The sequence below is a fragment of the Acidimicrobiales bacterium genome (genome assembly GCA_035533595.1).
Classification (GTDB): Bacteria; Actinomycetota; Acidimicrobiia; order Acidimicrobiales; family Bog-793; genus DATLTN01.
This window is the reverse complement of record DATLTN010000034.1, coordinates 1-11,724: the sequence shown is the minus strand read 5'-3', so window position 1 is coordinate 11,724 and position 11,724 is coordinate 1. Positions and strand designations below refer to the sequence as shown.

Sequence of the window (11,724 nt, the reverse complement as noted above, 5' to 3'; positions counted from 1 at the left end):
CGTCAGCACCTCGACGGGCACGGCCACCTGCACCACCAGCTTCTCCTCGACGGGGACCTATCCGATCTACGCGAAGTACACCGACACGGGCGGCACGCCGCTGTACGCCCAGGCCACCACCTCTTCGGGTTCGAACGTCGTCGTGAGCACCGCGAACCCGACGACCACGGCCATCACGTTCGACCCGACACCGCTCACCGTGAATCAGTCGGGACAGCTCGTCGCGACCGTCTCGGGCCCGGTGGACGGCGGCAGCGTCACCTTCTACAACGGCAACCCGGCGACGACCGGCACGACGATCACCTGCACCGGGAGCGGTGACGGGACAGTCACCACGGCGCACGCGCCCTCGCAGGCGACGTGCACCACGTCGTTCGCGACCGCCGGCACCTTCCAGCTCTACGCGAAGTACAACGGCGACGCGAGCTACACCCCGTCCACCAGCACAGCCGCGCCGCTCACCGCCGACTCGATCTCGATCCTGTCGGTCCCCACCGGTCTCACCATGGTGGCCCCGAGCGGCCAGATCGTCGCCAAGGTGCAGGGGACGCCGGACGGGGGCACCGTCACCTTCTTCAACGGCAACCCCCTCGCCGGTGCCGCTGCGCTCACCTGCAGCGGATCGGGCGATGGGGTGGTCAGCACCTCGGTGGGCACCGCGGGCCAGGCGACCTGTTCCACGACCTACTCTGCGGCTGGCTCGTACCCGATCTACGCCCGCTACAACGGCGACTCGAACTGGGCGCCCGTGATGACCTCCGCAGGGACCCAGCTCACCGTCTCGGCGCTCGCCACCCAGCTCTCGACGAGGCCTACCCCTGCGAGCGTCACCTACGGCAACCCCGACCAGCTGGCAGCGACGATCTCGCTCGTCGGAGGCGGAGCCCCGTCTCCGTCACCCGTGGGGACGGTCACCTTCACCGAGGGCACGTCTCCGGGGGGCGCGTTCCTCTGCTCGTATAACGCGCAGAGTTCATCGAGCTGCTCGACCCCGGTGCTCCCGACCGCGAACTACCCGTACCTCGCGAGCTACTCCGGGGACGCCAACTACGCGGCGTCGACCGCCACCAACTCGTTCACCGTGAACCAGATTCAGTCGAGCCTGAACGCGATCGCCACCCCGGCCAGCTCGCCCGTCGGCACGACCGTCCTGCTCGCTGCGACCGGTCTCCCGTCGAGCGCGACAGGGACGATCACCTTCACCTCCGGCGGCTCAACGCTGTGTAGCTACACCCTTGGGTCGGCCTTCAGTTGCCTCACGTCGAGCTCGCTCGCAGCAGGCGCCTATCCCGTCACCGCGCTCTACGGCGGTGACGCCAATGACGCCCCGGCCTCCGCGCAGACGAGCTTCACCCTCACCCCGACCGCGCCCCCCGAGGCCGGGACCACGCCCGTCGGCCAGCCCGTCACGGTCGCCCTCCCGGGTACTTCGGGCCGCATCACCATCACCACCCAGCCACCGACCAGCCAAGGGGTCTGCGCGGTGACCTCCAGCGGCGCGGTGATCTTCACCCCCGCCGCGGGCTACTCAGGCATCACCACCTGCTCGTACACGATGACCATCAACGGCGTGGTCTCCCCGCCCGCGGTGGTGACCATCACGGTCATCCCACTCGCCATCTCGACGACCGGTGTCGTCCCCAGCGGCGGTGGTGGTGTCGGACAGCTGCCCACGCCCCAGGGGGTCGGCCCGTTCACCTATGTGATCACCGAGCAGCCTCCGGCGAGCGAGGGAGTGTGCGCGATCACCTCCAGCGGCGCGCTGGCGTTCTACCGGTCCCCCAGGTACTCCGGGACGGCCAACTGCCAGTACAAGGTGATCGACGGCGCGGGGAACCTCTCGGCCACGGCGCTCATCTCGGTGCTGGTGAAGCCGACAGCCTTCGACACGAGCGCGTCGACGACCCCCGGGCACACCGTCGCCGTCACCGTCCCGCCCGCACAGGGCAGGGCGCCCTTCGTCTACACCCTCAAGTCCGGGCCCTCGCGGCACGTCGGCAGCTGGACCTTCAGCAGGTCCGGACGGCTCTCCTTCTACCCCTACCCCTCGACCCACGGCATCGTGAGCTTCACCTACACCGCGACCGACGCCAACAAGGCGGTCTCGAACGTGGCGAGGATCACGATCCGCGTCGGGACCAGTGCGACGATGATCCCCGCCACGCACACCGGTGAGCCCTGGTCGGGGAGCCTGTACTGGCTGCTGGTCTCGATGGTCCTCCTGGCGGGCGGCGCGCTGCTCGGCCTCGGGCGGCGCAGGGTCCGACGATGAGGCTCCGTTCGGCGGTGCGGCGCTTGCTCGCGCTCGGCCTCGGCGCGGCGCTGCTGGTGGTCGGGGTACTGGGCGTCGGCTACCCGCTGTGGTGGAACCACCGTGCGACGACCGGTGGCGCAGCACTGCTCGCCGCCGCCGACGCGAGCGTCCTCACGGCCAGCTCGAGCTGCCCGACGAGCCCGTGGAGCGCCGCGAAGCCGGTCAACGCCCCCGGAATCCTCGAGGTCCCGAGCCTCGGCCTCGTCGCCCCGGTGCTCGACGGGCTGGGCGACAACGTCCTGAACGTCGCCGTCGGTCACGTTACCGGGGCCCCCTGGCCGGGAGCCCCTGGCGAGGCGATGGTCGAGGCGCACGACGTGAGCTACTTCGCGCAACTCGGCCACATCCGCGCCGGCGCCACGGTCGTGTGGATCACGCGTTGCGAGCGAGCCGAGTTCAAGGTGCTTTCGGCAGCGGTGAGCGCGCCCGGCGCGGTTGTACACGCCCCCGTAAACGACGCGGGCCTGGCCCTTGTCACCTGCTACCCGACCAACGCGCTTTGGTGGACACCGAAGCGCTTCGTCGTGTCGACCGAGCTGGTGTCGAGCAAGGTCGGCCCGCAGACGCTGCCGCGGCTGCAGGGAGCCCTGAAGCTCAACGTCCCAGTGCCGCCGGCCCTCGCCGCGCAGGGGCTCTCGCTCAGTCAGAACCAGCTCGTCCTCGGGGTGATGCTCTTCAGCGGGAGCCCGAAGGCGAACTGGATCGAGGGCCCGGCCCCCCTTGACGTGGAGGCGGATGCGCTCACGGTGTTCTTCGGCGCCGAGAAGGCGGCACGGGCCCGCAACGCGGGGTGGTGGAGGGCTGTCGCGCCCGGGGTGGCGATGCCCTCGAGCTGGCCGAGCTTCGGCCCCGGCGCAGCGAACATCACCATCACCGTGCACGGCACCACCCCGACGTCGATCACCATCGCCTCGCCCTCGGCCTCGGCGACCGTCGTGGTCGACCACAACGCCCTCCACCTGGGAAGGATCAGCTGATGGGCCGCAGAGGCTCGAGGCCGATGAGCGGCGCACGGCGTATCTCCGTTGTCGCCACAGCCGCGCTGGTCGCGGCGGGCACCTTCATGAGCGGCGCGTTCCTCGTCGCGAGCGCGGTCCCGGCATCCGCCGGGCGAGTACTGCTGCCGAGCTCGTTAGCCAAGGTCCCGTCCGGTGCGGTCCGGCTCGGGCCGCTCGCCGCCTCCCGCCGCCTCCAGCTCGAGGTCGCCCTGAAGCCGTCGAGCACCGCTGCGGTGATGTCCTACGCCCGCGCCGTCGGTGATCCACACTCCGCCAGCTATCACCGATTCCTCACCCCCGAGCAGTTCGCCGCGCGCTTCGCCCCGCCGCTCTCGGTCGTCCGCTCGATGCAGCGCTCCCTTGCAGCGACGGGCCTCAGTGTCGGCGCGGCCGCCGCGAACCGTCTGAGCATCCCCGTCGCCGGGACGGTCGCGGCCGTGGAGCGGGCCTTCCACACCTCGCTCTCCAACTTCCGCCTCCGTAGCGGTCGCACCGCCTTCGGCCCCACCGAGACGCCGAGCATCCCGGTCGTCGGAGGCGCCAGCGTGCAGGGCATCCTCGGCCTCGACGACCTCGCCCTGCCGGTGCAGTCCGCCGTACGGACCTCTGCGCTCCCGGCCACCGCCGCGGCCCATCCGGCGGTCGCCGCAGCGCCGACGCCGCTGTGCAGCGGGATGTCCGTCGGCTACACCGCCGACCAGGTGGCGGCCGCGTACGGCCTGGACCCCCTCTACAGCCAGGGGGACTTCGGCGCAGGGGCGACGATCGGCGTCATCGAAGCGGGCACCTACGGCCGCCTCGCGACCGATCTCGCGCACTACGAGGTCTGTTATGGGATCGCCCCGACGGTGAACTACTACGCGTCAACCTCGAGCGACGGGGGCTCGCCCAACCCGATCCTGGCCTCTCAGGACGACGAGGTCGCCCTCGACATCGAGCAGGTGATGGGCCTCGCACCCCAGGCCACGATCGACGTCTACACCGAGACGCCCGACTCCGTCTCGAACCTGTACTGCGCCTATCTCGCAGCAATCACCGGCTCCGGGACGACACCCACCGGCACCTCCGGTTCGTGGACGCCGGGCTGCGGGGCGGCTGGGGCGCCGACGGGGAGCGCGCGCCCGAGCGTCATCACGACCTCGTGGGGGCAGTGCGAGGCGAACACCGCGCCGGCGCTGCTCTCGGCCGAGCAGGTGCTGTTCGCCGAGGCCCAGACCCAGAACCAGACCGTCTTCGCAGCGAGCGGCGACAACGGGGCAGACGACTGTGGCGGCGCGACGCTCGGGGTCGACGACCCGGCGGACCAGGACAACGTGGTCGGGGTCGGTGGCACGTCGCTCACCTATCCCGCCGCCAGCTGGACCGAGAGCGCCTGGAACCAGACCTCCCCCGCCAAGGCCGGAGGTGGCGGCTTTGACTCCTACGTCCCCTCCGCCTCCTTCGGCGGCCAGGTCCCGGCGAACCAGCCCACCGTGCTCCAGAACCCCGCGAACTGCTCGACGGCCTGCCGCGAGGTACCGGATGTCTCGGCAAACGCCGCCCCCGTCGGCTATGCGATGTACTACAACGGCTGGATCGGTCTCGGGGGCACGTCCGCCTCGGCTCCTTTGTGGGCAGCCGTCATGGCGCTCACGACGACCTCCTCGTACTGCAGTTACTACGACCCCTCGCCGAACAGCGTCGGGGGCCTCTCGGGATCTCTGTACGGGCTGCTCGGCACAGCGGACGTGAACGGCTCGAGCCTGTGGTCGGACAGCTTCAACGACATCACCACCGGGAGCAACGGCGGTTACCTCGCGACGGTCGGCTACGACACGGCCACTGGCCTCGGGTCGCCGGTCGCCGCCCGCAGCAACGCGGTGCCCGGCTTCGCGGCGTCGGTCTGCATGCTCGCCGCGCTGCAGGGCTCGCGGGCCCCGATCCCCAACCTCGCGAGCGTCTCGCCCACGAGCGGTTCGGACGCCCAGGGCACCACGGTCACCGTCCGCGGCTCGAACTTCCTCGCGATAGCGGGCGCCGACGAGGTGCGGATCGCCGGAGCGGGGATCACTACCGCCTACCTGCCCGCCTCCAACGTCACCTGCACGACCCCGATCTCCGCCCCGAGCGCCTGCTCGGCGACGGTGGTCATCCCCGAGCTCGACGAGCAAACTTCCAACGCGACGCTGCAGATGGTCGTTGAGCGCGCCCTCATCCCCTCGACGACCGTCGTCTTCTCGCCGACCGCCGGCGCGCCGGCGATGGGTGCGGCGGCGACGCCGTCGTCGATCAGCTACGGCTCGGCGACCGTGCTCACCGTCTCCTCGTTGCCGAGCGACGCGAGCGGGACCGTGACCTTCAGCGCCAATGGCTCGACGCTCTGTTCCTACCTGATCGGGGCGGCGAACGGCTGCACGAGCCCGATCTCGCTCGGCGCCGGAAACTACGGGGTCACCGCGTCCTACGCCCCCGCCGCCGGCGCGCCCTTCCTGGCGGCGACCGCGACGACGTCGTTCACGGTCTCGAGCAACCCCGCGCCGAGCTTCGCGGCGGTGGCGAGCCCCGCCAACGCGGCGCACGGCCAGGCCGTCACGCTCTTCGCAGGCGGCCTTGCGTCGAGCGCGACCGGCACGGTGACGATGACGAGCGGCTCGACCACGCTCTGCTCGTACCAGGTGACGAGCGCGTCGAGCTGCTCGACGGCGAGCACGCTCGCGGCGGGCAGCTACCCCGTCACCGCCTCCTACTCCGGTGACGGCAACTTCACGTCGGCGAGCGCGACGACGGGCTTCACGCTGACGTCGGTGACGACGCACCTCGTGAGCGAGTCCATCCCCGGCACGAGTGCCACCGGCAAGGCCATCACCCTCGTCGCCGCCGGGCTGGCGAGCGACGCCACCGGGACCGTCACCTTCAGCGCCCGGGGCAAGACCTTGTGCAGCTTCACCGTGGGGTTCGTTACGCGCTGTGTGACGCGCAAGACCCTCGCCGCGGGCACCTACGCGGTCGCCGCGCGCTATTCCGGCGACGAGAACTACACAGCGGCGAGCTCGTCGACGCGCTTCGTCCTGAAGAAGGCCCCGAAGACTCCGAAGAACGAGAAGTGCACCCCGCAGAGGCGCACCGTCTCGCTCCGCCAGACCGTGCTGAAGGGCGGGAAGCCGGTCTCCGTCGTGACCAAGCGGGTCGTGACCGTGCAGGTCTGCACCTTCGTCCGGAAGAAGGCCCCGAAGACTCCGAAGAACGAGAAGTGCACCCCGCAGAAGCGCACCGTCCCGTTCCGCCAGACCGTGCTGAAGGGCGGGAAGCCGGTCCCCGTCGTGACCAAGCGGGTCGTGACCGTGCAGGTCTGCACCAAGAAGAAGTAGTCCGGCCCCGGCGACCGGGCGGTTGAGCGCCCCACGGCCCTTCGGGGTCGTGGGCGCTCTGGTGCTCAGCAGTCCTCGAGGACCTCCGGCTCGACGGCGGCGAGCGCCGCCTCGATGGCACCGACCAGCCGCCGGGCCGACTCGGTGTTCAGCTCGACAGCGAGGCGCGCGCCCGGTCCCGCAGCGGTGTCGACGAAGTCGACGATCAGTGCGTGGTTCATCACCGAGTGCTGCGGGTGGTCGAAGTAGACGTGGGCGTCGGTGAGGTTGATCCAGCGCCCCTCGGGTCCCTTGCCACTGCCGGCGACCTCGGTGGACATCGTCACCCAGGTGCACATCTCAGGACCGCCCGAGGTGCTGGCCGAAGAAAGTGAAGATCCGCTCCCAGCCGTCGGTCGCCGCTGCCACCCGGTAGCCGGGGACATCGACGGAGAAGAAGCCGTGGCCGGCATCGGGGTAGCTGTGGGCGGTGTAGTCCTTCCCCGCCGCCTTCAGCGCGGCCTCCGTGAGCTCGCGGTGCTCGGGGGAGGGGTTACGGTCCTCCTCGCCGAAGAGCAGCAGCAGCGGGCAGCTGATCCCCGACGTCTCGTCGATCACCGGCGGGCGTGCGGGGTTCACGTCGCCGATTGCGACGACCGAGCCGCCGTAACAGTCGACGACGGCGTCAACGGCGAGTTTGCAGGCGACGAGGTAGCTCTGGCGGCCGCCGGAGCAGTAACCGATCGCGCCGACCAGGCCGTTGCAGTAGGGCTGGGCCCGCAGCAGGGCGACCGCGGCGTCGATGTCGCCGAGTACCTGCGCATCGGGGACGCCGCCCGCGGCGCGCGCCGCCGCCGAGGCGTCCTCGGGGTTGGTCGTCCCCCTGCCTTCCCGCGTGAACAGGTGCGGGGCGATCGCCGCAGAGCCGTGGTGCGCGAACTTGCGGGTGATCTCCTTGGTCGCCTCGTCCCAGCCGGGATTGTGGTGGATGACGACGACCCCGGGGAAAGGGCCCTCTCCGAGCGGGCGGGCGTAGTAGGCGTCGACGAGGTCACCCTTGTCGCCCGCGTACCGCATGCCCTCCGCGATCTGCCCCTCGTACTCCAGCACCGTTCCTCGCTTTCCGCGCCCGCGGCGCGCTCGCTGTCGCTCAGCGCTCCTCGTCGACGCAGGTGTTGACGCACTCCCCGAGGCCCTCGACCACGGTGCGCACCTGCTGGCCGGCCTTCAGGAAGACCGGGGGGGTGCGCGCCCAGCCGACCCCGCCGGTGGTGCCGGTGGAGATGAGGTCGCCGGGCTCCAAGGTGATGATGTCGCTCGCGTAGGCGACGCACTCGGCCGGCCCGAAGACGAGCTCGGAGGTGCGGTCCTGCTGCATCACCTCGCCCTCGACCTCGCAGCGCACCTCGAGGTCGAGGGCGTCGCCGACCTCGTCGCCGGTGACGAGGAAGGGCCCGACCGGCGTCGTCTGCTCGAAGGTCTTGCCCTGCAGCCACTGCAGCGTGCGCCGCTGCCAGTCGCGCATCGTGATGTCGTTCACGATCGTGTAACCGGCGATCGCGGCGCGCGCCTCCTCGAGGCCGGCGTGGCGGACCGCCCGCCCGACGACGACGCCGAGCTCGACCTCCCAGTCAGGGCCCGTCGCGACGTGCGGGAGCACGATGTCGTCCTGCGCGCCGATCAGCGCGCGCGAGAACTTGGCGAAGAAGGTCGGGTAGTCAGGGAGCTGGTTGCCGGTCTCGAGGATGTGGCTCCGGTAGTTGAGGCCGACGCAGAGGATCTTCTCGGGGCGGGGGATGAGCGGCGCGAAGTCCGCCGCCGCGAGCGCCACCGAGCCCCCGGCCTCGTCGTGCGCCGCGGCCTCGAGCGAGTCGGCCTCGAGGAGCTCCTTCACGCTCGGCGCCTTCAGGAGCACGAGGTCGTCACCCTCCCGCCGCACCGCCCGCGTCCCGTCCGCCGCCCTGATCGTCGCCAGTTGCATCGCTACCTCCTGCTCGCCTCGGTGGTGGCGATGCTAGGAGTGCGCGAGCCCCCCTGCCCAAAGCGGCAGGGGGGCTCGTCGCGAGACGGCTAGCGGGGGCGGCTCAGCCGGCCGCCGCGCTGCAGACCGTCTCGGTGATGAGGCGCGAGACGACGTAGGGGTCGACGTTCGCGTTCGGGCGACGGTCCTCGAGGTAGCCCTTCTTGTCCCGCTCGACCTGCCACGGGATCCGGATCGAGGCGCCACGGTCGGAGGCGCCGTAGGAGAACTCGCTCCAGTGGGCGGTCTCGTGGGCACCGGTGAGGCGGTCCTTCAGGCCGTAGCCGTAGTTCTCGATGTGCTCGTCGACGCGCTTCCCGATCGCCTCGCAGGCGGCGATGATCGGGTCGTATCCCTCGCGCATCGCCTTGGTCGAGAAGTTCGTGTGCGCGCCGGCGCCGTTCCAGTCGCCGGGGATCGGCTTGGCCGCGAAGCTCGCCTGCACCCCGTAGTCCTCGGCGATGCGCAGCAGCAGCCAGCGCGCGATCCAGAGGTGGTCGCCGATCGCCGGCGGGGCGAGGATTCCGATCTGGAACTCCCACTGCCCCTTCATCACCTCGGCGTTGGTGCCCTCGATGCCGAGACCCGCCTCGATGCAGGCGGCGGTGTGGCGCTCGACGATCTCGCGCCCGACCATGTACTGGCCGCCGACGCCGCAGTAGTAGGGGCCCTGCGGGGCCGGGTAGCCGACCTCGGGCCAGCCGAGGGGGCGGCCGTCCTTGAAGAAGGTGTACTCCTGTTCGATCCCGAACATCGGCTCCTGGTCGGCGTAGCGCTCGGCGACCTCGACGCACTTGGCGCGGGTGTTCGTCGCGTGCGGCGTGAAGTCGGTGAGCAGCACCTCGCAGAGGACGAGGATGTTGTTGCCGCCGCGGAGCGGGTCGGGGACGACGAACACGGGCTGGAGGACGCAGTCGGAGTTGCTGCCGGGGGCCTGGTTCGTGCTCGAGCCGTCGAAGCCCCAGATGGGGGGCTCCTTGCCGTCGGCGAGGACCTTGGTCTTGCAGCGCAGCATCGCGGTCGGCTCGGTACCGTCGATCCAGATGTACTCAGCCTGGTAGCTCACCTAACTACTCCTCACGGGGTTGATCGTCACAGGATGACTCACGAGAGGAGCCCCATCACTCCCGTCGATCGTCCGAGCCGGCGGTCGCCCCGCCCACTACGGGCAGAGAGCCTTGCAGGAGTCCGTTTCCCACCCGTAACTGGTTTGTTAACGCTGGGTAAACGTGCGCCTCACTGGTCTCAGCGGCGCCAGCACGAGCAGCTCAGAGGGCATCCGCGGCGATCCGCCGCAGGCGCTTCTCCTCGTACATCGCGCGGTCGGCGCGCCGGATGAGGTCGCGGGGGGTGTCGCCGGGGAGGTGCACGCTGGTACCGATGCTGGCGGTGACGGCGAAGCCGAGCGCGCTCGCCCGTCGGGCCACGGCGGCCGCGACCCGCCCTGCGAGCGCCTCGAGCGCGCCCGCTTCCTCGACCTCGGCGGCGATCACGAACTCGTCGCCGCCGAAGCGGCCGACCTCGTCGGCGGGGGAGAGCTCACCGCTGATCGCGTCGGCGATCGCGACGAGGAACTCGTCCCCGACCTCGTGGCCGTGGGTGTCGTTCACGAGCTTGAAGCCGTCGAGGTCGATGTAGCAGACCCCGACCGGTCGACCCGGCGTGGCGAGCCGGCGGCACAGCGACTCCTCGATCTCGGAGCGGTTCAACAACCCGGTGAGCGGGTCCGAGATCGCGCGGCGGCGCAGCTCGGACTCGGTGAGGTGGCGCGCGGTGATGTCGACGAGCGTGACGACGAGCGCGAGCACCCGCTCGCCCTTGCCGAGGCCGCTGATCTGGGCTTCGACGACGCGCAGCTCGCCGGTCGCACGCTGACGGAAGATGAGCGAGCGCTCGCCCGGCTGGTGACGGAGCGCCTCCACCGCCTCCTCGAGCTGTCGGCGCTCCTCGCCGTCCGCGAGCGCGCCGATCCCGGAGGCGAAGACCTCGTCGAGCTGCGCGGCGCACATCTCACGGGCCGCGTCGTTCGCGTAGTAGAGGCGCCCGTCGGAGCCGATCAGCAGGATCGGGAGCGGCATCGCCCCGGCGAGCGACTCGAGCTCGCGACCGAGCTCGCTCGCGAACAGCGGGTTCGTCGCCTCGGCGCGGCGGGGGAGCTCGCGCAGGCGGAGGATGAAGCCGTCGATCTCGGGGTCGTCCTGATGGTTGGCGACGCGGATCTCAAAGGCGCGCACCGTGCCGTCGCCACAGCGCAACGGGACGTTCCAGGTCGTCTCCCACCCCGGCGAGGAGCCGAGGGCCTCGACCGCGAGCTCGAGGGCGCGAGGCAGGTCGTCGGGGGCGCAGTACTCGAAGATGTGGCGGCCGACGACCTGGCCGATGCCGACCGCTCCGGAGGGGGGCCCGAGGAGCGAGCGCACCCTCCCCTCGGCGTCGACGACGGCGACCGACTCGCTCAGCTCGCCGCGCAGGCGCTCGAAGAGCCCGGGCGAGAGCCCGCCGTAGGCCTCCCCGCTGCCGAGGGGCCCGTCGGTCGGCTCTCCAGCTTGCGGTTCGATCATGACCCCTCGAAGAGTGCCGACTGGCGCCGACTGGGTGCAGCGTAGCGTCAGGTCCGCTCAGATGAGCACGGTGCGTGGTGGTACTGCCACGTTCTGTGGTAGTTCGCTTAAGTACGGTGCCCTCTCGATGCCCCACCGATAGCCTGCGGCGGCAGCACACCCGAGAGCCCCGAGGCGGCGATGGCGCAGCTCCGCGACACGGTCTTACTGGTCGGCCCCGAGGGCGCGGTCCTCGGGACCGCACCGAAGCTCGCCGCCCACGAGCCACCCGGCCACCTGCACCTCGCCTTCTCGGTCTTCCTCTTCCGAGCCGACGGCGCGACCCTCCTGCAGCGCCGCGCGGCGGGGAAGTACCACTTCGCGGGGGTGTGGGCGAACGCCTGCTGCAGCCACCCCGCTCCGGGCGAGGCGCTCGCCTCGGCGGCGGCGGCGCGCGTCGAGGAGGAGCTCGGCGTGCGCGTCCCGCTCGCCGAGGCGGGCTCGTTCACCTATCGGGCGAGCGACC

At 71.0% G+C, this 11,724-nt stretch carries 9 protein-coding genes; 4 read left to right on the top strand and 5 right to left on the bottom strand.

Annotated elements, in window-relative coordinates; all coding sequences use genetic code 11:
- The 3 genes from VNF07_06930 to VNF07_06920 all read left to right on the top strand — a co-directional run.
- A partial coding sequence (locus VNF07_06930; protein HVB05960.1) for an Ig-like domain repeat protein occupies positions 1–2,272 on the top strand: 2,272 nt, incomplete at its 5' end.
- Positions 2,269–3,291 carry a sortase gene (locus tag VNF07_06925; GenBank protein ID HVB05959.1) on the top strand — a complete coding sequence of 341 codons (1,023 nt, stop codon included), beginning with the start codon at positions 2,269–2,271 and terminating at the stop codon, positions 3,289–3,291. The genes VNF07_06930 and VNF07_06925, both read left to right, overlap by 4 nt.
- Positions 3,292–3,314: 23 nt before the next feature.
- The gene (locus VNF07_06920; protein ID HVB05958.1) at positions 3,315–6,659 is read left to right on the top strand and encodes a protease pro-enzyme activation domain-containing protein; all 3,345 of its coding nucleotides are present in this window, start codon (positions 3,315–3,317) and stop codon (positions 6,657–6,659) included.
- Between the two features lie 65 nt (positions 6,660–6,724).
- Here VNF07_06920 and VNF07_06915 read toward each other — a convergent pair whose 3' ends face one another.
- The 5 genes from VNF07_06915 to VNF07_06895 form a co-directional block, all read right to left on the bottom strand.
- On the bottom strand, positions 6,725–6,985 hold the full coding sequence (locus VNF07_06915; protein HVB05957.1) for a DUF6295 family protein: 261 nt from the start codon (positions 6,983–6,985) through the stop codon (positions 6,725–6,727).
- Positions 6,986–6,998: 13 nt separating this feature from the next.
- Positions 6,999–7,748, bottom strand: a complete 750-nt coding sequence (locus VNF07_06910) for a dienelactone hydrolase family protein (GenBank protein HVB05956.1) — start codon at positions 7,746–7,748, stop codon at positions 6,999–7,001.
- A gap of 40 nt (positions 7,749–7,788) precedes the next feature.
- Entirely contained in the window at positions 7,789–8,619 is an 831-nt protein-coding gene (locus VNF07_06905) for a fumarylacetoacetate hydrolase family protein (GenBank protein HVB05955.1), read from the bottom strand.
- A gap of 103 nt (positions 8,620–8,722) precedes the next feature.
- Positions 8,723–9,724, bottom strand: coding sequence for a glutamine synthetase GlnII (glnII, locus tag VNF07_06900; protein HVB05954.1), 1,002 nt, complete (start codon positions 9,722–9,724; stop codon positions 8,723–8,725).
- Between the two features lie 202 nt (positions 9,725–9,926).
- Positions 9,927–11,219 (bottom strand): diguanylate cyclase, encoded by a 1,293-nt coding sequence (locus tag VNF07_06895; protein HVB05953.1) that lies wholly within the window; start codon positions 11,217–11,219, stop codon positions 9,927–9,929.
- A 180-nt stretch (positions 11,220–11,399) separates the two neighbouring features.
- On the opposite strand from VNF07_06895, the gene idi reads away from it, so the two are divergent.
- On the top strand, positions 11,400–11,724 hold a 325-nt coding region (gene idi / locus VNF07_06890; GenBank protein HVB05952.1), incomplete at its 3' end, for an isopentenyl-diphosphate Delta-isomerase.